Genomic DNA, 21222 nt, shown 5'->3' with positions numbered 1-21222 from the left:
TGGTGTCATGACCGACGACGAGCCGAGCAACCGGCTGCGCGAGCGAGCCGCCGAGAGCCGCTGGAAGCTGTGGCTCTTCCTCGAGGCGGACCGTCGGCTCGTCGTTCTCGTGCTCGTGACCGGGGTGTTCGGCGTGCTGCTCGCTTCCGGCCTGCTGTACCCGCCGGCCGAGGAGGCCCTCCGGTCAGGGGACTCGATCGACACGCTCTTTCAGGGCTTCCTGACGGCGACGATCACCGGCGTCACCCTCGTGCTCACGCTGAACCAACTCGTGCTCTCTCAGGAGCTGGGGGCCATCGGCGACCAGCGCGACCGGATGCGCGGGGCCATGGAGTTCCGCGAGGACGCCGCCGACATGATCGACGCCTCGGTCAGTCCCGCGCGGCCGGCGCAGTTCCTTCGTGCGCTCGTGGAGGTGTCTGCCGAACGTGCCCGCGACGTGCGCGAGGCCGCGAACCGCACCGCCGACGACGAGGCACTCGAGGACGTCGAGGGCCTCGTGAGGAGCCTCGTCGGCAACGCCGAGGAGGTGTCGGCCGGACTCGACGGTGCGCGCTTCGGCGAGTTCGACGTGATCTCCTCGGCGCTGAACTTCAACTACTCGTGGAAGCTGTTCACCGCCAACCGGATCCGCGCCGAGCACGGCGACGCCTTCGACGAGGAGGGGCTGGAGGCGCTCGACGGGCTCGCCGAGGTGCTCGGGCTGTTCGGCCCCGCGCGCGAGCACTTCAAGACGCTGTACTTCCAGTGGGAGCTGATCGACCTCTCGCGGGCCGTCTTCGCGTGGGCGCTCCCCGCGCTGCTGGTGTCGGTGTTCATGGTCGCGTTCTTCGACGCGGAGGCGTACACGTATTCTCCGTTCGGCGTCGGGACGCTTGTTCCCCTCGTCGCGGTCGCCGCGACCGTCGCGACGATCCCGTTCCTCGTGCTGCTCGCGTACGTCCTCCGAATCGCGACCGTGACGAAGCACACGCTGTCGATCGGCCCGTTCATCCTCCGGGAGACGGACGAGGTGACGGAGGTCGAGTGGGAGGACTGAGCCGCCGACGCGTCCGCCCGCCACCGACAGACGAAAGTCGCCCCGGGCGGAAGGCCCGGTATGAGCGACCTCGACGCGGAGGTACAGACCGCGAGCGACGTCGGCGGCGACGGGCCGCCGGTGGAGGAGAAGCCGTACAAGATCATCTTCGAGGCCAACGCCTGCTTCGGCGCGGGCAAGTGCGCGGAGGTCGCGGACAACTGGGAGATGGACATCACGAGCGGCATGGCGAGGCCGAAGTCGTACTACGTCGGCGAGGACGACCTCGAGGAGAACCTCCGCGCGGCGGAGGTCTGCCCCGCCAAGAAGGACGTCGGCTGTATCCACGTCGTCGACCGCCGCACCGACGAGGAGCTGGCGCCGGATCCGCACGGCGACGGGACGCTCAGCGTCGACTGGTGATGCCGCTTACTCGTTCAGGCTGACGGTGTCTTCCCCGGCCAGTCGCGGGTTGATCCCGGCGACGGTGTGGGGACGGAAGCCTTCGACGGTGTCCCGAACGCCGAAGCTGTTCTTGAGGTTGTACGCGGGCAGGTGCGCTCGGTCCTCCAGTATCGTCGTCGTCGCCTCGGTGTAGAGCCGGTTGCGCTCCTCGCGGTCGGCCGACTGCCGTGCTTGCGTCAGCTTGTCGGCGACCTCCTCGTTGCGGTAGTAACAGCCGTTGGTCTCGCTTTCCACCTCGGGGTGGAACATGTAGTAGAGGTAGCCGTCGGGGTCGAACTCGTCGACCCACCCGAGGGTGTACATGTTGTAGTCGTCCTCGTTGCCGGTGGAGTACTTGTCGAGGAACGCCCCCCAGTCCAGCCGCTGGACCTCGACGTTGCTCCAGCCGGCCTCCTGGAGCCCGTTGCCGACCGAGACGCCGATCTGTTCGCGCTTGTCGTCCGGCGGGACGATGATCTTCCAGGAGTAGTCCTCGGGGACGCCGGCCTCCTCCAGCAGTTGGGCGGCCATGTCGACGTCCTTGTCGTGGGCGATGTCGCTCCACTCGTCGGTCGGGAAGTCCCAGGCGTCGGTGACCGTGTCGGGCATCGGCGCGGTCAGGCGCGTGCCCGCCGGCTCGATGTAGTTCTGGACGGCCTGATCCATCGACACCGCGTAGTCGATGGCCTCACGGACCTTCGGGTCCGCGGTGGGGCCCTCGTTGCAGTTGAACGCGAGGTAGTAGTAGCCCAGTCCTTGGCGCTCCGCGATGGAGGAGCCCTCCTGGCTCTCGACGGTCGAGTACAGCTTCGGCGGCACCGTCTGGACGATGTCGAACTCGCCGTTCTTGAGCGTCGTCACCCGCGTCGTCGGTTCCTCGACGGGGCTGAAGACCACCTCCTCGATGCTCGGCGCGCCCCCGTGGTACTCGTCCCAGCGCTCCATGACGACCTCGTCGCCCTCGGTGGCCGACTCCAGCGTGAACGGCCCGGAGCCGACGGGGTCGCGGTTGAACGACTCCTTGTTCTCCTCGCGGTAGGCCTTCGGCACCGGCGACCACGCGAGCTTGTGGCGGAACGGTCCGAAGGCGTACTTCAGGTCGAACTGGACCGTCCGGTCATCGACGACGGTGATGGAGTCGATCATCGTGAACTCCGACCCGTTGGAGGTCTCCTCCCGTCCCGGCGCGAGGAAGGAGTACTTCACGTCCTCGGCGGTGATCGGCTCGCCGTTGTGGAACGTGAGTCCCTCGCGGAGCTCGACGACGTACTGCGTGGCGTCGTCGTTGACCTCCGGCTCGCCGGCGGCGAGCTGGGGAACGAGCTCGGTCCCCTCGCCGTACGTGTAGAGGCTGTCGAAGACCTGTTCGACGACCTGCAGCGACGGGACGTCGTTGGCCTTCAGCGGGTCGAAGTCCAGCGGCGACTTCGCCTGCGCGAAGTTCAGCGTCCCGCCGCCGGTCGTCGCGGTGGTCGACTCGGCGTCGCCCGTCCCGGCCGCGTCGGTCTCGGACCCGCCGCCTCCCGACCCGCCGGTACACCCGGCGAGGCCGACCGCGCTCGCGGTGCCGGCGCCGGCGAGGACTCGCCGCCGCGTGATCGCGTCCAGCGTGTCGTCAGTGTTGTCGCTCACGACGACAACGAGGGCCCCGGACACGTATTCATCCGTCGCTCTCCGCAGGGCTGTCCTCGATCCCGGAGCCGCAGCAAGCATCCCCGGCGTGCGACCGAAATCCACTTGCACCGTCCGGCGAAACGAGCGTCCGCGCGAGGGTGGCTGAGCTTGGCCAAAGGCGGCGGACTTAAGATCCGCTCCCTCAGGGGTTCGAGGGTTCAAATCCCTTCCCTCGCATGAGTGGGGCCGAAGGCCCCCGAACCGTTCCGGGAGGAGTTGAACCAGACCGGACGCGCAGCGCAGCGAGCACGTCCGGATGTGGTTCAAATCCCTTCTCTCGCAGTCACGAAGAGCGAAACGGTGCGTGACGAGAAGGATTTCGGATCGAACGGACGCGAACGGCGTGTATCGGTTCCGAACCCGTTTGAATCGGCTCTGTTGAACCTCGGGTGGTGATAGATCCGGGATGTGACGGCAGGTACAGTGATACAGCAGAGCGAACATTCACCGGGGTGGCGATAGGATTTCCCTCATGACTCGGGATTTCGAACAGATATCCGTTCCCCCAAGGGGAACGGCGGTCACGTACGAAGGCGACTTTACCCCGCCTGAAGCACCGATCGTTCCGTTTTCCCCGGGTGTCAACGAGGAACTCGTCTCGGCGGCTCGTCGGATACTCGACACGGCTGTCGAACGGACGGGGCGGGAAATTCACTGGATGCGAGTCTATACCGGTGAGGAAGCGCGAGAACGGTACGGGGATCCCCTCCCGAAAGAGACGATCCGTGCGTTCCGACGGTTTCGTCTCGGGATCCTTGGACCACTTTCCGGAGACCGTCGAGAGGCGCTCGCGCTCGGGAACGAGATCCGCAGTCGTCTCGAGATCGTGACCGCGACGACTCGCTGTTCGGACATCGCGCGGCATCCCTCACCGATTCGTGGCGGTGATCTGGATAGCACCCTCTTCAGGGATGTCTCCGAGGACGTTGCCGCCTCACTCGAGTACGGGCCGGGGACACGTGACGCACGAAGGCTTCGCGACTGTCTGCTTCGAACTGACGGCGCCGAACGAGTCCCGGACGATCCGACCGGGTATAGCGTCAGCCCTATCTCACAGAGCGGGACCGAAGCGCTCGTCGATGTGGCACTCGAATACGCGTTCGAACACGATCGGAGGACGGTCACGATCTCCCACCAAGGGGACCTGCGGCCGGCCTCGGAGGGCTCGTTCGTATCGTGGGCACGTGCGTACATCGATGCGGAGTACGGCGACAGCGTCGTGGACGAAGCGACGTTCCGTGAGGAGTATCAGGCGTTCCCCGAGGACGAACTCGTCCTCCTCGAACGTCGAACTGAGGAACTCTGTCGTGACCTACTGGTCGATCCGGACGAGTACGACGTGATCCTTGCCCCGGCTCTGGGCGGGACGTATCTCTCAACTGTGGCTAACACGGCAGTCGGGCAAACCAGCGAGTCAGCAGATCTCGGACTCGGCGACGGAACGCTTCTCGTCACCGCACACTCGTCCGGGCACAGGCAGTCGGCGACGCCCGGAACGAACCCGATCCCGCTGGTGCTCGCCGGCCGTCTGTTGTTCGAGTATCTCGGCTGGAGTGACGCCGCGAGTCTCGTTCGATCCGCGATCTCACGGACGCTCGCGGACGGTGTACTCCCTCGAGATCTGTTCCGACAGCGTGCTCGTGGAACGCCGGTGGAAGCCGCCGAATTCGCCGACGAAACAGTCGCTCGGATCGAAACCCCTCACGGCGAACTGGGATCCGGGGGCGTCGTGACCACGCCCGAGGAACGAGCCTCGATCAAGGGATCGATCGCTGCGCTCTACAATGTCGTCTTTGAGGACTCGATCTCCCCGGACGAGATCGAATTAAATCAACTTCTACACGAGGACGAGGAGGCGGACGTCTACCTTCCGGAGGTCGGAATCAACTTCCACTACTGGCGACAGTGGCCGGTCGAGCGACGCCTCGAGGTGTTACTTCACGAACTCGCGCACGTCGAGGAGGAACCGGACGAGCGCGACCACGGCGACGAGTTCTACGAGCGCCTCCTCGAGATCACAGCGATCGCCGCCGACTGGCAACCGGAACTCGAAGCGACGTTCGACGAGGACATCGACTTCGACGGCGTCCGTCGGTCTATCATCGAATCCGTCCACGAGGAGACGATCGAAGAGGACTGTGATGACATCGACGAACGGAAACGATGGCTCCGTGAACAGTTCTTCCCCCGATGAACGCGACCGCTACCGAGTCGTGGAGGGGTCCGACAGCTCTTGCCGGAGGACCCGCCGCCTGCCCTCGATCGTATCGCTAGCTGTCTCGATCGTGTACTCGTTTACGGATTCGATGATGTGGCCATGGATCCGCTCGAAGTCGAGGGACGTCCCGAAGACCGCCTCGATCCCTTCCTGTTTCGCCTCCGCAGTGGTCGTCAAGTCGGCGAGCCGATCGTAGAAACGCGGTCCGTGGTCCGCCTCGTCGGGGCCTTCCTCGACGTGTGCGAACTCGTGGAGGAGCACCTCGAGTTTTCGTTCGGCTGTCCACTCTCGCTCCCAGTCCGCGCGGTTGATGCCGATGTAGGGAAACTCGATCTCGGCCTCGACGTGCTCGGAGTCGATGTAGTATAGGTCGATCTCGTCCGAGTCCAGATCGTCCGGAAAGAGGAGATCGTACACTCCGGTGACGATGTCGTGGAGTTCGGTCCGTTCCTCGATCTGGGTACGCTCCATTCACGGTCCCTATGCGGCAGGCCGAGGATAGGTGTTTCTTTACGCGCTGTGGTGGGATCGACTAGTTGCGAAGGTATCCCCAGCGGATCAACTGCTCGGCCTCCTTTTGCCACTTCGAACCGATATCGGTGCGGTAAAAATTGTTGGGGAGAACGACATCGTCGGCACGTTCCTCGGCCTCGGTCTTTGCAGCCTGCATCGTCTCGCCCAGCCCGGTCGCAACGAGGACTTCGCCCGTCTCGCCCGCAACGCGGAACTCGCCGTCCGTGTGTTTCATGTCCTCGAGATGAATGCCGTCCGGAAGCCCCTCCTCGCGGAACCCGATCTGCAGGTCACGCGAGTGCTCCTCGAACCAGTCGACGTCGTCGGCCGGGAACGGCGGGACGCAAACCCGCAACCCGACTTGGAAGCCGTCGTGCGTTTCGAGTTCCGGGTCGGTCCCGGCCGCCAGTCCGTACAGGAAGTCGTCGATCGGTGTCTCCATCGCGGCTTCCTGGATCGCGATCTGTGGATAGCCGAACCGAGACGTGATCTCAAGCGGGAAGATCCCGTCGCCGTTGACGATACAGTTGATGTCGAACGCGCCGACGTACCCTTCCTTACGGAGGAGAGGCTCGAACGGTGCGATCGTCCCGTGAAACAGCCGGTTCGGGGGACCCCAGAACATCGCCGTTCCCATCTCTCCGGTCATCGGGCCGAGGTCACCCGGGAACAGCCGTTTGTGTTCGAACGTGTAATTGATCGGCTCGACGAACTGTTCTCCGTCGAAGAACCCGCAGACGGAGATCTCGATGCCGGTTTTCCGGAGCTGTAACTGGAACTCCTCGACCTCGCCGTCCAACTTGTCCCGATACCGTTGGAGCATCTGTACGACGTCGGCGCCGTCCTCTGATTGCCCGACGTAGAGAAGTTCGTTGAAGTTCTGCGTGTCCCCGCTCGGTTTCAGAACGTAGGGCGCTGGGTTGTTTCGGACGTACTCGATGCCGGCGTCGAGGCTCTCGAAGATCCGGGACTCGATGACGTTCAGTCCCAACTCACGCATCGTCTCGTGTCCGAACCCCCGGTCCTCCTCGAGTCGGTCGGTCAACTCGGTGCCGCCGACGACCGGAATCCCTTCCTCACGGAGACGTTCAGCCTCACGGCCGAGGCCGAAACTGTCGTCCATCACGACAACGTCGGCCCACTCGAGCTCGGCCCGCCAGTCGTCGGTCTTCGGGACGAGGCCATCGCAGACGTCCTGTGAGAATTCGTCCTCCGTGATCGCGTACTTCACGTCGTTTCCGTGCTGTTTCACACGCCACGCGATATCTCCGATGAGTCCGTCCAGCGAAACGAACAGAAAATTCGTCCCCGTCATCGCCCTCTGTCCCCGTGAGAGGACGGGAGCGCAAGCGGATCCCTAGACGAAGTCCCTGTGGTGGCCCTGCCTCCTCCCAACTGAAAACTCATGCAGCGAGGTACACGGCTGGTTGGGAAATAATTTCTGTACCGCGGACTCTCAGCTAAATCGGTCAAAGAGACGGGTTACTCGCGAACTCGTCGACGCCTGTACGCTCCGAGGCCGTCGAAAGGACAACGAAGCGGACGAGGACACGGCCGAACGGTCGGCTAGCGTCGGTATCGTTCGAGACGTGTGTCGCACCGACTCCGAGTTCATCCCTCCCAGTCGCCGCCGACGCGGTCGTATCCCATCAACTCCGCGCCGGCGTGCTCGGTGAACGTCACCTTGAGATCGATTCGACGATGTCTCGATCGTCGACCAGATACTCCGTCGTCGCGACCGTGTCCCTCTCGTCGGTCGTCGGCCGGATCTCGGTGCCGAACTGGAGCTGTGGCATGTTCGGGTGTCGTTCGGCCATCGCCTCCCTGTTCCGGCGGGTCCGAAACGATCCCAAGGGATTTCCGTCTCTAATGAGATGTAATTACCATGCTCCCGGCTGACGGGCTGTCGCGTCCGGACGTGATCCTCGCGCTCATCGGCGCGAGCCTGTTCGCGGCCGTGTTCGCGACGACGGCGTTCGGCGTGCCGTTTCGGGTGACGGCGCCCGCGGGTTCGGTGGTCGGCGGCCTCGCCATCGCCGACGGCGTGTTCCGCAATCCGCCGACCGACGGGTGACTACCTGCGCTGACGGGTACGGTGCTGAGCCGACGGCTCTCGGACACGATACCGTTCGCAGTCACACAGCGGTCGCTCGCAGGTGTGAAACGTGGGAGGAACGCGCGCCGGTGAAAAGAGCGGCGCGCGTTCCGCCCTGAATTGGTCCCCGCTGACGCTTCGGCCCTCCAGACGAAGCGTCACCTGAGACAAGCGGGTGCGAGTACTTAACGATGTTGGCGCCGGCCGTACCGTCCCTGATCGAAACCGCCGGACGTACTGCGTGTACGCCTCGGCGAGGGCGGTCGCGATCGTTTCGAACGGAACGCCGTTCATTTATTCACTGGCGTGCGGGATGCGAGGGAGCGAGCCGCGGTCCGTCGCCGAGGAGCCGCCCGCGGAGGGTCTCCCCGGGGGTCGGTTCCGCGAGGAGGTCTCGCGCGCGCAGTTCCGGAACGAGGAGGTCGACCACGTCGTCGAGGCTCCCGGTGCGGAGCACCTCCTTCACGTTGAATCCGTCGACGCCCACCTCCTCGTACCAGTACTGCAGTTCGTCGGCAACCTGTTCGGGCGTGCCGACGACGACCGGCGAGGTGGTACCGAGGCCGGAGAACTGCGCGACCTCGCGGACCGTCCACTCCCGGTCCGGGTCGGACTTGGTGAAGGCGTTCATCGTCCCCTGGATCGCGTCGGTCTCGATGTGCTCGATCCGCTGATCGGGGTCGAGTTCCGAGAGGTCCATGTCGAGAAAGCCCGACAGCAGCGCGAGCGTCGCCTCCACGTCGACCGTCTCCAGCAGGCGCTCGTACTTCGCCTCCGCCGCCTCCTCCGTCTCGGCGACGACGGGAACGACGCCCGGGAAGAACGCGAGGTCGTCGGGATCCCTGCCGAGGTCGGCGGCACGCTCGCGCAGGTCCTCCATGTACTCGCGGACGCCGTGCTCGGTGGGCTGCGAACAGAACACCGCCTCCGCGTTGGCGGCGGCGAAGTCGCGCCCGCGGTCGGAGGAGCCCGCCTGGAAGATCACGGGACTGCGCTGCGGCGACGGCTCACAGCCGTGGGGTCCGGGCACGTCGAAGAACTCGCCCTCGTGGTCGATCTCGTGGACCTTCGCCGGGTCGCTGAAGACGCCCGACTCGCGATCGCGGACGACCGCGTCGTCGTCCCACGAGTCCTCCCACAGCGCGTAACAGACGTCCATGAACTCGTCGGCGCGGTCGTACCGCGTTTCCTTGTCCATGCGCTCGTCGAGGCCGAGGTTCGCCGCCGCCGACTCCAGGTAGGAGGTGACGACGTTGAACGCGACCCGGCCGTCGGTGAGGTGATCCAGCGTCGAGAACTCCCGCGCGAGCTGGTACGGGTGGGTGTAGGTGGTCGACTTCGTGACCGCGAACCCGAGCGAGTCGGTCACCTCGGCCATCGCGGGCACGAGGTAGCCGGGGTCGTTCGAGGGGGTCTGCACCGCGTGCTCGATGGCGGTCTCGCGGTCGCCGCCGTACACGTCGTAGATACCGCGCACGTCGGCGAAGAACACCGCAGCGAAGCCGCCGCGTTCGGCGGTTCTCGCTACGTCCGTCCAGTACTCCCTGTCTCTGTACTCGGCGGAGCGGTCCGCCGGGTGTGTCCACGATCCCGGAGAGACGTGCTCCACGGAGTTCATCGTGAAGAGGTTGAGGTGGATACCGTCGCTCATTGATCCGTGTGTGTGGTCGTGGGGTGGTAAACGGGGTGGAGTCGGCCGGGCGTGCCCCTACTCGGATCAGTGAGTGGTGTCGCCGACGGTGTTGCTGGTGACGTCGATACCGATGGCGTCGGTTCCGTTCTCACGAGGGTGTCATAGAACGGTTCAATATACCTCGTTGACCGCTCCGTGAATCGGCCGATCCAGAGCACAGTACGCGATGGTCTGTACGTACGGATCGCTCTGGGCCACCAGTTGCTCGGTGAGTAAGCAGTTCTTTTTTCGCTGATGTGTGCGGGTGCTTGGAGATCGGTCGGATCGGGTACGCCCTTACACCCTGTCAGTAAGCTGACCCCCAGCTTTGAGGAGTGGAGAATAACAAAGGGAGCGACGACCGTTCTACGGGGACGGAGCGATCTGTGGGAACCAGATCAAGTTGCGAGCAGCGAATGGGTTCCAACACATGAGAAAGATAGAACTCGTCCATCTCCACGAACTTCTCTTACTGGTTCGCGATGAGTACGAACGGCAGCGCGGACACGCTATCGACTGCGAGGAGTACGATCAACTGGAGACTCACCCGCACGCGATCGCTCAAGTGAAGGAAAAACACAACGAAGCCATCCGTACGCTCGCATACGATCTGACGACGGACTCCACAGCGCAATCTTCGACGGACACGGACACCTCCGCCGGAGGGCCCGCCTCGCCACGAGGCGTAGAACGATCGGAAGGTCGATCCCATCGTCGACAGTAGCACGGCACAGACACGCAGAAGACCTTCCCACTATTTCCGGTGAGGGGAGGCGTGGTTTCTCCCGACAACTGTTCCGAAGTCGGGGAATGGATATTCAGGGAGGGAGGGGGTCCACCCCCCGACTACACTTCCCGAGCATCCACAACCCGCAACTCTCCTCATCCCCTCTATGAAGCCCATCACCCTCAGGGCACGTGATAGTCTCTGATACTCGTCCTCCTCAGTCAGAAGCCCAAACTCGGGACGAATGCAAAGAATGCAGCCAGTACAAACTCAGCTCCGTGTTGTCCATCTTCGAGTTGAATCTGGCGTGTCCGCCACGAATATACTGATCACTGCGTTCTCCGGTCTCGCCTCCTGTGGGACGCGCTGAACTGGCAAAGGCATGCACCAAACTGTGCTAATTGGTAATAACGTGTTTCGTGTTGACTGTCCACATTATACACATGAGCAATCAACACGCGTTCTACTACGAGCCAGACGAGAATGAACTGCTCAGCACAGCAGTCGTCACAGCGGTCGCAGAGGCTCACAATGAGGATGTCCTCGCTCAAAAGTGGCTCATCAGCGATGACATCAACACGGACGCACTCGACGGGCTGTTCAACAAACGAAATCTCAAGACGACCCTCCAGTTTGAGGCGGATTCAACGACGGTTACGATCACTGCCGATGAGAGCGGAAAGCCGCGTGTCAGAATCGAATCACACCGCTAAGTTCGCAGGCTCGTTCTGACGGGCAAGTCATTGAGCCACGGCTGAAACCAACCGATCGCGAACCGTTCACTCACATCCCCGTTCCCACCGTTGAGACGACCTCGAAAGCCCCCGGGCTGCTGCGGGCGGTGCGGTCGCTTCGCTCGTCACTCGCGCGCGTCCGCCGCGAACGGAAGTCGCGGCGGCGCGCGCCACCGCGGATCGTGCACACCATGCGGACTGCGCTGATTCTCAGCCCGTCCGCCCGCAGGGTGGGACTGAACGGGACCACGGCTATCGACGAATTTCCCGCGAACGAAGTGAACGAGAACACAGGGAACGAGTGAAGCGAGTCGCGCGAGTCGATAGCCGCGGGGGCTTTCGCGGTCGCCACCGCGCCTGTCGCCGCCGCTGACCCGTTCTCACCGATGGATACGGCTCATCCACAGTATCCGGCCGATCCGACCGCGTGGGTCCGATTTATCACCCGCGGCCGCTCACGCTCCACCATGACCGACCGCATCGCCGTCCTCGCCCACGAGAAGTTCCCCGACAGATCCAAGACCGCCAACGGCGTGCTCCGGTACGCCGACTACGAGGTCGCCGCGGTGCTCGACCGCGACCGCCCCGGCGAGCGCGTCGCCGACCACCTGCCGGACGTGCCCGACGCGCCGATCGTCGAGTCGTTCGCCGACGTCCCCGGCGACGTGGACGCGTTGATCGTCGGGATCGCGCCCATCGGCGGCGGCTTCGACGAGTCGTGGCGTCCCGACGTGCGTGGGGCGATCGAGGCCGGATGCGACGTGATCTCCGGCCTCCACTACTTCCTGAACGACGACGAGGAGTTCGCCGAACTCGCCGCCGAACACGGCGTCGACCTCCGGGACGTGCGCAAGCCCCACGACGATCTCACCGTCGCACAGGGACGCTCGGACGAGGTGAGCGCCGACGTGGTCCTCACGGTCGGCACCGACTGCTCGGTGGGGAAGATGACCGCGACCATGGAGATCGTCGAGGCCGCCCGCGATGCGGGGATCGACGCCTGTGCGATCCCCACGGGCCAGACCGGGATCATGATCGAGGGATGGGGCAACCCCGTCGACCGCGTGGTCTCGGACTTCACGGCCGGCGCCGTCGAGGAGATGATCCTCGAGAAGGGCGACGAGCACGACCTGCTCGTCGTCGAGGGGCAGGGGACCATCGTCCACCCGGCGTACTCGGCGGTCACCTGCGGCATCCTCCACGGCGCGATGGCGGACAAGCTGGTCCTGTGTCACGCCGCCGGTCGCGAGGCGATCCACGGCTACGAGGACACCGCGCTCCCGCCGATCGAGGAGTACGTCGACCTCTACGAGTCGCTCGCGGCGCCCGTCCACGAGACCGAGGTCGTCGCCGGCGCGCTCAACACCGCGGACATCGACGATGACGACGAGGCCCGTGAGGCGGTCGAGGAGTTCGCCGACGAGGTCGACGCGCCCGCGACAGACCTCATCCGCTTCGGGGCCGACGAGGTCGTGGAGGCGATCCGGTGATGTCGTCCTCCTCGCTCTCGACCGCCTTCGAGCGCGTCTCGCTCCCGCTGGAACACGACTTCACCATCTCTCGGGGGACCACCGTCGCCGCCGAGAACGTGATCGTCCGCGTCGAGGACGAGGGCGGCATGACCGGCGTCGGCGCCGCCGCACCCTCCGCCCACTACGGCGAGACCGCCGACACGGTCGTCGCGGTACTGCCGGATCTCCTCGCCGAGGTCGAGACCGTCGGCGACCCGCACGCCATCGCGGAGATCGAGGAGCGCATGGAGGCGGTCGTCGCCGACAACCCCGCCGCCCGCTGTGCGGTGAGCATCGCGGTCCACGATCTGGCGGCGAAACGACTCGGCGTCCCCCTCTACCGACTGTGGGGGCTGGATCCGGGAGACGCGCCGGACACCTCCTACACCATCGGGATCGACGACACCGAGACCATGCGGGAGAAGACGGCGGCCGCCGTCGAGGCGGGCTACTCGACCCTCAAGCTGAAACTCGGCACCGACCGCGACCGCGAGGTCGTGGAGGCGGTCCGCGAGGAGGCGCCCGACGCCACCCTCCGCGTCGACGCCAACGAGGCGTGGACGCCCCGCGAGACCGCCCGCAAGAGCGAATGGCTGGCGGACCTGGGCGTCGAGTTCATCGAACAGCCGATCCCCGCGAGCGACCCGGCGGGGCTGCGGGACGCCTTCGAACGCTCGGTCCTGCCGATCGCCGCGGACGAGTCGTGCGTCACGCTGGCGGACATCCCGCGTATCGCGGACCGCTGCGACATCGCGAACCTGAAGCTGATGAAGTGCGGCGGCCTGCTGGAGGCGAAGCGGATGGTCCACGCGGCCCGAGCGCACGGCTTGGAGGTGATGCTCGGCTGCATGGTCGAGTCGAACGCCGCGATCGCCGCCGGCTGTCACCTCGGGCCGCTGCTCGACTACGCGGACCTGGACGGCAGCCTGCTGCTCGCGGACGACGCGGACCCGTTCGAGGGCGTGCCGATGCCCGAGGGCCGGATCGACCTCGAAGGGATCGACCGCGCAGGGACGGGTGCGGCGGAACGGTAACGGGCTCGCCGTCCCCGACTACTCCCCGACCAGTTCCTCGTACTGCGCGCCCGTCTGCTTCAGCGTCGCCGTCGAGTAGAGCCGCTCGTGGTCGAAGGGGAGATGCTCCGTGGCGAGTTCGTCGATCTTGGCGTCGACGGCGTCGGCCTCGCGCCCGTGAACCATCGTGAAGAGGTTGTACCCCCAGTCCTGTTCGGGCCGGCGCGGCCGGTGGTAACAGAGCGTCACGTACGGGAGTTCGCCCACGGACTCACCCAGTTCGTCCAGCCGGTCGCCGGGCACGTTCCACACGACCATGCAGTTGTTCCGGAAGCCGGTGACGATGTGGTTGACGACGCAGCCGATCCGCTTGATACAGCCGTCCGCCAGCAGGCGCTCGATCGCCGCGAGCACGTCCGACACGTCGGCGTCGACGGCCTCGGCCACGTCGCGGTACGGCGTCGCCGACAGCGGGAAGCCGTCCTGGATCTCCACGAGGAGCGCCCGATCCAGCTCCGAGAGGTCGCCGGTCGCGTTCTCGGAGATCCGGGTCGCCCCGGCGTCCGTCGACTCCAGCGATTCCCGCGCGAACGCGTCGTCGTTCCAGACCGGGAACTCCAGGTCGATGTAGTAGTCGGTCAGCATCGGGAGGTTCAGCACCTCGCAGCCGGTCCGTTCCTCGATCTCCGCGAGGATCCGGTCTCGCGTCTCGCGGCTGGCGGCGGTGACGACGAACCACTGGTTCCACTCGTGGTCGCGGCGGTAGTTGTGGTTCACCTGTCGGTAGCCGTTGATCACCTCTGCGACCTCCTCGAAGCGGCCCTCGGGCGCCGAGACGGCCGCCAGCGTCGACGAGCCGACGACCGGTGGGTTGAGCACCGCGCCGAACCGCCGGAACACGCCGCGATCGCGCAGGCGTGTCACCCGCTCGAGCGCCTCGTCCTCGCCGATCCCGAGGTCGGCGGCGACGGCGCGGAACGGTCGCTCCTCGACCGGGAAGCCGCTCTGGTAGTCGTCGATCAGTCGCGCGTCGACGTCGTCGAGGCCGGCGCGCCAGTCGTCGACCGGGCTCGTGTTCGCGTCCGCATCCGCGCCATCGCCCTCGGCGCCACTCATTGGCCGTCGTAGGGACCGGCGGCACCTACCGGTTTCGCTCGCGGCCGTCCCGTGGGGCCTTCGGGCAACCGGGTGGTTTTTGCGGCGAACGCCCGTCGGATCCGGTATGGAGAAGGCGACCACCGAGGAGGACGAGACGTTCGGCGAGTGGCCGCTCAAGCGGCTGATGACCGAGGTCTGTGGCTCCGGCCCGAAGTCCGCAGACGACATGACCCGCGCGCAGGCGACCGAGGCGATGCGCCGCATCTTCGCGGGCGAGCCCGACCACACGACGCTGGGGGCGTTCTGGCTGGCCAATCGCTGGAAGCGCAACAACTCGGAGGAACTGGCCGCGTACGTCGACGAGATGTGCTCGCGCGTCGAGTACGCCGAGCCCGAGGTCGACCCCGTCGACTGCGGCGCCAACTACGACGGCAAGGGCGAGACGGCGATCCTCGGCGCCGCCGCGGGGATCGTCGCCGCCGGCGCCGGCACGCCCGTCGTCGTCCACTCGGGCGACCGCGTGCCCACCCAGAAGCAGGACGCCTACAAGCACGTCCTCGACGAGCTGGGGATCGCGACCGAGCTGACTCCCCGCGACTCCGCCGAGATGGTCGACGAGACCGGCTTCGGCTTCTACTACCAGCCGGCGTTCAACCCCGCGATCGACGACCTGTGGGAGCGTCGCGACATGATGGGCGTGCGGTCGTTCGTCAACACGATCGAGACGCTCGCCAACCCCGCGGGCGCCTCGACGCACCTCGGCTCGTTCTACCACCTCGCGTTCGCGAAGAAGGTCGTCGACACGTTCGTCGAGAGCGACTTCCACGACCTCGACCGCGTCATCATGTTCCAGGGGATGGAGGGGTACGACGACATCCGCCCCGGCTACACCAAGGTAGCCGAGTGGAACGCCGGCGAGGGCGGCAGCGAGAGCGACTCGTTCACCGACTTCGAGATCGAGACGGCCGAGTACGGCATGGACTTCGAGGAGGCGGACCTGGAGGTCGACGACGTGGCCGTCGACTCCGCGACGCTCACCGAGGCGGTCGTCACGGGCGAGCGCGACGACCACTGGGCGGACGCGGTCGCGCTCAACGCCGCCTTCCGGATCTACGCGCGCGACGACGTCGACAGCATCGACGAGGGGCTGGAGGCGGCTCGGGCCGCCATCGACGACGGCTCCGCCGCGGCGGTGCTCGAGGACCTCCGCGCGTTCTGAGGTGCGCGGTTGCGCGAACGAAGTGAGCGCAACCGCGGAAGGGCGACGGAGCGGTCCTGTGCCGCTCCGTCCACGAAATGAGCGCGGTCGCGCTCGCTCGGTTCGCGCGCTCGCTCGCCGCCGTCGACCGTCGCTCGTCGGTTCTCACGGCTGAGACGCGACGGGTCACGCTTTTGTACCGCGCCCGCACTCGGACACGCGTGTCCGTGGGATCTGCGAGCCTGTACCAGCTGTTCTTCCTCGCGGCCAGCGCCGTGGTCGTCCTGCTCGCGCTGTCGACGTACGTCCTCGGCAGGCTGATCGGCCACGACCGCGCGCTCGGCGCGATGCTGGCGCTGGTCGCGATCTTCACCGGCGTCGGCGCGGGCTTCGGCCTGCCGCCGGACGCCGCCACGCTCCCGCTCGCGCTCGGGTTCGCGTTCCTGTACGTCCCGGTCGGCGTCGGCGGCCTGCTCGCGAAGGGCGCGTCCGTGGCGCCGTGGCGGGAGGTGTGTCGCCTCCTGATCGGCGGCTGGATGGTCGCGCTCGTCGTCGCGCTCGTCACGCAGGCGGCCGGCGCGTCGCTGCCGGCGCTCATCGGCTGGACGCCGGGCCTGCTGGGCGTGGAGTGGTACGTCGGCTTCCTCGGCTACATGACGCTGCTCGGCGTCGCCGCCGGCGGGTTCACGGTCGTCCTCCTCCGGCGCGGCGACGACGACTCGTCACCCGTCGCCGTCGGCGGGTGAGTCGCCCGTCGGCGACGGCGTTCGGATCGCTTCGACCGCCAGCCGCGTCTCACTCGACGTCCCGCTCCTCGTCGTCGAGTCGGATCGCGATCCCCACGAGCGTCTGGCCCGCGGTGACGGTCGCCTCGCGGGCGACCGAGTAGACGACGCCCGAGCGGTCGGCGGTCGCCTCCTGCAGCACCTCGTAGGTCGTCGGGTCGTACACCTCGCCGACGTATCGCCCCTCGACGATCTCGTCGCCGATCGCGAGGTCGGCGGCCGCGCGGAACAGCCCGGACGCGTCAGCGGTCACGCGACCGAGATGGTTGCGAGCGCGGGTTCCGTCCCACGCCGGCACGTCGCTGCCGTCGGCCAGCGCCCCGGCGTGTCGAAGCGCACGCTTCGTGCCGTCGACGCCGGTCTCGATCGCGTCGTCGACGAGCTCCTTGTTGTGCGCGAGTTCGGGCGTGACGCTCGGGATCCCCTCACGGGTCGCCGCGACGCGGAGCTTCCCCCCGAAGTTGCGACTGGCCCACTCCTCGTCGGCGTCCTCGCCCGCGGTCTCCGCCAGCAGGAGGTCCGTGCCGAACGCCTCCGCGAGAGCGCGACACTCGGCGTCGCCGCGGAGATAGACCGTGTGCGTGAGCATGTCCCGGCTTCCGGTGTGGAGGTCGACGATGAAGTCCGCGTCGCCGGCGTACTCCCACAGCGTCGCGGCCATGCGCTCGTGGAGGGTGCCGTCGGCGTCGCCGGGCCAGCAGCGGTTCATGTTCGGGTTCACCGAGTCGTACGCCTCCGGCGTGGTGTAGGAGACGGTGTCGAACGTGAGCGGGTCCGCGACCGGGACGACGTGGACGACCCCCGAGAGGTCGGCGGCGACGAGGTCGTCGTGGAGCTGGCGACACACCGCGGCGCCGTTGATCTCCCGGCCGTGCTGGGCCGCCTGCACGTAGACGGTCGGCGCGTCGTCGCCGACGGGGTCGTCCTCGGGGGTGTACGTGTGGACGGTCGTCTCGACGGCGACGCCCGACGGGAGGCGCGCGAGCGTGACGCGCTCGGCTTCGTGGTCGGCCATGGGGGGACTTCCGCGGCCGGCGGCTTGTAGCTGTGGCCCGCGGCCGCACGGACCGCCGCCGATCGGAGTGCCGGCCGGCGAACGGATCCAGCGCCGACCGCCGACGCCGAAGTCGAACGACTTTCCCCCCTCGGCGGTCTGGTGGATGGTATGAGCGACGACCTGCCGCACGTCACGCTGCACACGACCCACGGCGACATCGAGATCGAACTGTACGCCGATCGCGCGCCCCGGACGGTCGAGAACTTCCTCAACCTCGCGGAGCACGACCCCGCGGCCGGCGAGGAGCCGGCCGTCGGAACGGCGACGTGGGAGGACCCCGAGACCGGCGAGATCCGCGGCGACTCGCTGTTCGAGGGCGTCGTCTTCCACCGGGTCATCTCCGACTTCATGATCCAGGGCGGCGACCCGACCGGCACGGGCCGCGGCGGCCCCGGCTACGAGTTCGACGACGAGTTCCACGACGACCTCACCCACGACGGCCCCGGCGTCCTCTCGATGGCCAACTCCGGCCCGAACACGAACGGCTCGCAGTTCTTCATCACGCTGGCGGCCCAGCCCCACCTCGACGGCAAGCACGCCGTCTTCGGGAAGGTCGTCGACGGGATGGACGTGGTCGAGGAGATCGGCTCGCTGCCGACCGGCCGCAACGACGAGCCCCGCGAGGACGTGAAGATCGAGGGCGTCACCGTCGACCGCTAGATCGCGAGGAGCCCCGACGGAGACCGCCGAACGGCTACGCGGGCGGCCGACCCCGAACTCGACGCGGTACTCGATCACGGGCCGCTCGCCCCCGCGTTCGATACGGGGTCACAGCAGGACAGATCGGGCCAGGCCGAGGAACACGAAGAACCCCAGGACGTCCGTGGCGGTCGTGATGAAGATCGTCGCGGAGGTCGCGGGGTCCTGACCGAAGCGATCCAGCACGAGCGGAACGATCGCCCCGAAGAAGCCCGCGATGACGAGGTTGGCGACCATCGACACGCCGATGACGGCGCCGAGCAACACGCCGAACTCGGCCAGCGAGAACGCGATCGCGATGACGGCGACGAGTGCCCCCGTGATGATCCCGTTGACGGCCCCCGCGATGACCTCGTTCGTGATGACGCGTCTCCCGGTCGAGAGGGACACCTGTCCCAACGAGATCCCGCGAACGGTGACCGCCATCGCCTGCGTCCCGGCGTTTCCGCCCATCCCGGCGACGACGGGCATGTACGCCGCCAGCACGGCGATACTGGCGATGGTCGACTCGAAGAGCCCGACCACCGCCGCGGCCAGAAACGCCGTCCCGAGGTTGACGATGAGCCACTTGTAGCGGTTCCGGACCTTCGCACCCGGCCCGTCGAGGGCGCTTTCCTCCTCTGCGACGCCGGTGAACTCGTAGAGCGTCTCGCCGGCGTTCTCCTCGATCACCGTCAGGAGGTCGTCGGCGTGGATCACGCCGAGAACGTCGTCTTCCTCGTTCAGGACGGCGACGGTCCGTTGGCGGTTCTCCCTGAACACGTCCAGTACCTCCGAGTCGTCGCGGTCGTACCGGACCTGCGGGATCTCCCTGACGTGGTCGGTGACGCTCTCTGCACCACTGTCGGCCAGGGAGAGGGCGGCCCCCGGGAGTTCACCGAGGAGTCGCTCGTCGTCGGTGACCAGGATCGTCGGCACCCTGTCGGTCCGCTCCTCGAAGCGCTGGACCCGTTCGGCCGCCTGAGAGAGGTGCCGGTCGGCACCGACCGTGACGTAATCGAGATCCATCAGCCCGGCCGCGCTCTCGGGATCGAAGGACAGCAGGAACTCGATCTTGTCGCGTCGGTCGGCGTCGAGGTCGGCTATCACGGCCTCGCGGAGGTCCTCGTCGGCGTACCCGAGAACGTCCGTCGCCTCGTCGGGGTCGAGTCGCCGGACGAACGTCCTGAGCTGTTTCCGACCCATGTCCGCCACCAGTCGCTCCTTGGCGGTCTCCGGCAGCGTGAAGAACACCTCGCGTCGGCGCTTCCACGAGAGATCCCCGAACACGCTCGACGGCGCCGAGGACGCGACGATGGTCTGTTGGACCTCGGCGATCCGGTCTTGCATACGGTATCGCCCCTTTGCACAGACACTAATCAATCCGAGGGGAACGCCCGCCGGAGCGAGTACGTCGGCACGTAACGCGCGGCTTCGAACGGTCACGCCGAGACGAACCGCTCGTACACCCGCGGATACTCCTTCAGCTTCATCCGAGCGATCAGCGCATAGCAGTAGGCGTCGACGCGGTCGCGCCAGATCGGTCGCTCGTAGCTCCCGGCGAAGCCCACCTCCGCCACGTCGATGTCCTCGCCGGCCCGTTCGGTCAGGATCGACAGCAACGGCGCCGGCGACTCGCCGACGACCCGCCGGAACCGCCTCATCGCCGCGCGTTTCTCGCGGACGACGTGTCCCGAGTCGAAGCCGCGGTCGTCCGGATCGATCACCAGCGCGTCGACCGCGCGGTCGTGGGCGCGCCGCTGAGCGAGCGCCTGCGCGGCCTCGACGGCGTTCACGAGCGCGAGCCCCTCGTCCCAGTCGGCGACGAGGTAGTCGGTGTCGTAACACCACATCGAGAGCTTCCAGCGGGCGGTGTAGTACGGACCGGGACCGCGTTCCTCCTCGATCGACTCGATCTCTGCGCGCACGTCCTCCCGACTCGGGAACTCCGCGATCGCCCCGCGGAACCCCTCGTCGAGCCGTTCGATGCGGTCCGCCCACGGTTCGCCCCCGTCGCCGCCGCTGTCGTCGTCGACGAGTTCCCGGAGTTGCTCGCGGTAGTGTTCGGCGTCGCGGACGCGCTGGGCGGCCTGTCGGTTGCCGGCGTGGATCGACCCGACGTCGCGGGCGTCGTACGCCCGGTCGCGGTCGGGATCGCGCTCGTGGGCGTCCAGCCGGACGAGTCGGACCCGTCGCTCGATATCGTGGTACCAGCCGAGGTCGCGGCCGGGATCGACGACGGGGTACCCGTCGATCCCGTCGAGGACGCGGTCCGCGCGCTCGCGGATCGCCGCGCCGCGCTCGGCGAGGTGTTCGGGATCGGCCTCCGGCCGATCGAGGCGCGCGAGCGCGACCCCCACGTCCTCGGCGGCGAACTGCATCCCGCCGGTGGCGTAGAACGTGGCCTCGCGGTAGCGTCCCTCGCGGAGGTGCCGACGGGCGTCCTCCAGCCAGCCGCCGTCCCCCGTGAACCGATCGTCGGTGTCGAGTTCGTCCCACAGGTCCCGGCCGCGCTCGACCTCGGCGGCCAGCCGTTCGACGGCGTCGCGGGCGTGTGCCTCGCTCACCGGCGGATGCCAGCGGTGGTCGGTCGGGTCGGGAAGCCACTTCGACGCCTGATCGGTTACGGGGTCCGGGAGGGCGGTCGGGGCGACGGCGCCGACGCCGAGGGTCGCGCCGGCGAGTGTGAACCCGGCGCCCGCGAGGACGGCGCGCCTGCTCAGGGAGGGGAGGTCGGGGACCATCTACCGGGAGTCCCCCGCCGTTCAGAATAGGTCTTGGGGTGTC

The 21222-nt window shown here is 67.0% G+C and carries 20 protein-coding genes and 1 tRNA gene; 12 read left to right on the top strand and 9 right to left on the bottom strand.

Features of this window, described 5'->3' with window-relative positions:
- Positions 1 to 7: 7 nt before the first annotated feature.
- Both GRX01_RS00670 and GRX01_RS00665 read left to right on the top strand, forming a co-directional pair.
- Positions 8 to 1039 carry a hypothetical protein gene (locus GRX01_RS00670; protein ID WP_159662409.1) on the top strand — a complete coding sequence of 344 codons (1032 nt, stop codon included), beginning with the start codon at positions 8 to 10 and terminating at the stop codon, positions 1037 to 1039.
- 60 nt (positions 1040 to 1099) lie between these two features.
- Entirely contained in the window at positions 1100 to 1441 is a 342-nt protein-coding gene (locus GRX01_RS00665) for a ferredoxin (RefSeq protein ID WP_159662407.1), read from the top strand.
- Positions 1442 to 1447: 6 nt separating this feature from the next.
- Here the strand turns inward: GRX01_RS00665 and GRX01_RS00660 are convergent, their stop codons facing one another.
- On the bottom strand, positions 1448 to 3094 hold the full coding sequence (locus GRX01_RS00660) for an ABC transporter substrate-binding protein (RefSeq protein ID WP_321167842.1): 1647 nt from the start codon (positions 3092 to 3094) through the stop codon (positions 1448 to 1450).
- Positions 3095 to 3228: 134 nt separating this feature from the next.
- Here GRX01_RS00660 and GRX01_RS00655 point away from each other — a divergent pair.
- Both GRX01_RS00655 and GRX01_RS00650 read left to right on the top strand, forming a co-directional pair.
- Positions 3229 to 3313: transfer RNA gene (locus GRX01_RS00655), tRNA-Leu, on the top strand.
- Between the two features lie 295 nt (positions 3314 to 3608).
- A complete protein-coding gene (locus GRX01_RS00650) occupies positions 3609 to 5330 on the top strand; it encodes an isocitrate/isopropylmalate family dehydrogenase (RefSeq protein WP_159662405.1) in 1722 nt (573 codons plus the stop codon).
- A 9-nt stretch (positions 5331 to 5339) separates the two neighbouring features.
- Here GRX01_RS00650 and GRX01_RS00645 read toward each other — a convergent pair whose 3' ends face one another.
- The 3 genes from GRX01_RS00645 to GRX01_RS00635 all read right to left on the bottom strand — a co-directional run bounded on the left by GRX01_RS00645 (position 5340) and on the right by GRX01_RS00635 (position 7684).
- The gene (locus GRX01_RS00645) at positions 5340 to 5825 is read right to left on the bottom strand and encodes a hypothetical protein (RefSeq protein WP_159662403.1); all 486 of its coding nucleotides are present in this window, start codon (positions 5823 to 5825) and stop codon (positions 5340 to 5342) included.
- Between the two features lie 61 nt (positions 5826 to 5886).
- Entirely contained in the window at positions 5887 to 7182 is a 1296-nt protein-coding gene (locus GRX01_RS00640) for a phosphoribosylamine--glycine ligase (RefSeq protein ID WP_159662401.1), read from the bottom strand.
- A 364-nt stretch (positions 7183 to 7546) separates the two neighbouring features.
- Entirely contained in the window at positions 7547 to 7684 is a 138-nt protein-coding gene (locus GRX01_RS00635) for a hypothetical protein (protein WP_159662399.1), read from the bottom strand.
- A gap of 68 nt (positions 7685 to 7752) precedes the next feature.
- Here GRX01_RS00635 and GRX01_RS00630 point away from each other — a divergent pair, with 68 nt between their 5' ends.
- Positions 7753 to 7941: a hypothetical protein gene (locus GRX01_RS00630; protein WP_159662397.1), complete on the top strand. Its 189-nt coding sequence runs from the start codon at positions 7753 to 7755 to the stop codon at positions 7939 to 7941.
- A gap of 319 nt (positions 7942 to 8260) precedes the next feature.
- Here GRX01_RS00630 and GRX01_RS00625 read toward each other — a convergent pair whose 3' ends face one another.
- A complete protein-coding gene (locus GRX01_RS00625) occupies positions 8261 to 9613 on the bottom strand; it encodes an LLM class flavin-dependent oxidoreductase (protein WP_159662395.1) in 1353 nt (450 codons plus the stop codon).
- A gap of 451 nt (positions 9614 to 10064) precedes the next feature.
- On the opposite strand from GRX01_RS00625, the gene GRX01_RS19540 reads away from it, so the two are divergent.
- The 4 genes from GRX01_RS19540 (at position 10065) to GRX01_RS00605 (ending at position 13640) form a co-directional block, all read left to right on the top strand.
- Complete coding sequence (locus GRX01_RS19540) at positions 10065 to 10358, top strand: UPF0058 family protein (RefSeq protein ID WP_159662393.1); 294 nt, start codon at positions 10065 to 10067, stop codon at positions 10356 to 10358.
- A 446-nt stretch (positions 10359 to 10804) separates the two neighbouring features.
- On the top strand, positions 10805 to 11074 hold the full coding sequence (locus tag GRX01_RS00615; RefSeq protein ID WP_159662391.1) for a HalOD1 output domain-containing protein: 270 nt from the start codon (positions 10805 to 10807) through the stop codon (positions 11072 to 11074).
- A 488-nt stretch (positions 11075 to 11562) separates the two neighbouring features.
- Entirely contained in the window at positions 11563 to 12585 is a 1023-nt protein-coding gene (locus GRX01_RS00610) for a DUF1611 domain-containing protein (RefSeq protein WP_159662389.1), read from the top strand.
- Complete coding sequence (locus GRX01_RS00605) at positions 12585 to 13640, top strand: dipeptide epimerase (RefSeq protein ID WP_159662387.1); 1056 nt, start codon at positions 12585 to 12587, stop codon at positions 13638 to 13640. The genes GRX01_RS00610 and GRX01_RS00605 overlap by 1 nt, the downstream gene beginning before the upstream one ends.
- Before the next feature lie 18 nt (positions 13641 to 13658).
- On the opposite strand, the gene ahbB is transcribed toward GRX01_RS00605, so the two are convergent.
- The gene (gene ahbB, locus GRX01_RS00600) at positions 13659 to 14735 is read right to left on the bottom strand and encodes a siroheme decarboxylase subunit beta (RefSeq protein ID WP_159662385.1); all 1077 of its coding nucleotides are present in this window, start codon (positions 14733 to 14735) and stop codon (positions 13659 to 13661) included.
- Between the two features lie 106 nt (positions 14736 to 14841).
- Here ahbB and GRX01_RS00595 point away from each other — a divergent pair, with 106 nt between their 5' ends.
- The gene (locus GRX01_RS00595) at positions 14842 to 15936 is read left to right on the top strand and encodes an anthranilate phosphoribosyltransferase (protein ID WP_159662383.1); all 1095 of its coding nucleotides are present in this window, start codon (positions 14842 to 14844) and stop codon (positions 15934 to 15936) included.
- A gap of 200 nt (positions 15937 to 16136) precedes the next feature.
- The gene (locus GRX01_RS00590) at positions 16137 to 16661 is read left to right on the top strand and encodes a hypothetical protein (RefSeq protein ID WP_159662381.1); all 525 of its coding nucleotides are present in this window, start codon (positions 16137 to 16139) and stop codon (positions 16659 to 16661) included.
- Between the two features lie 49 nt (positions 16662 to 16710).
- Here GRX01_RS00590 and GRX01_RS00585 read toward each other — a convergent pair whose 3' ends face one another.
- On the bottom strand, positions 16711 to 17715 hold the full coding sequence (locus GRX01_RS00585) for a succinylglutamate desuccinylase/aspartoacylase family protein (protein WP_159662379.1): 1005 nt from the start codon (positions 17713 to 17715) through the stop codon (positions 16711 to 16713).
- Between the two features lie 150 nt (positions 17716 to 17865).
- Between GRX01_RS00585 and GRX01_RS00580 the strand changes: the two genes are divergently transcribed.
- Positions 17866 to 18417 carry a peptidylprolyl isomerase gene (locus tag GRX01_RS00580; protein WP_201289459.1) on the top strand — a complete coding sequence of 184 codons (552 nt, stop codon included), beginning with the start codon at positions 17866 to 17868 and terminating at the stop codon, positions 18415 to 18417.
- Between the two features lie 108 nt (positions 18418 to 18525).
- Here GRX01_RS00580 and GRX01_RS00575 read toward each other — a convergent pair whose 3' ends face one another.
- Entirely contained in the window at positions 18526 to 19785 is a 1260-nt protein-coding gene (locus GRX01_RS00575) for a magnesium transporter (RefSeq protein WP_159662376.1), read from the bottom strand.
- Positions 19786 to 19877: 92 nt separating this feature from the next.
- Positions 19878 to 21179, bottom strand: coding sequence for a hypothetical protein (locus GRX01_RS00570; protein WP_159662363.1), 1302 nt, complete (start codon positions 21177 to 21179; stop codon positions 19878 to 19880).
- Positions 21180 to 21222 lie beyond the last annotated feature (43 nt).

This window comes from Halobaculum saliterrae (assembly GCF_009831625.1).
GTDB lineage: Archaea > Halobacteriota > Halobacteria > Halobacteriales > Haloferacaceae > Halobaculum > Halobaculum saliterrae.
Note: the sequence above shows the minus strand (reverse complement) of the source record. Positions and strands in the feature narration are given on the sequence as shown.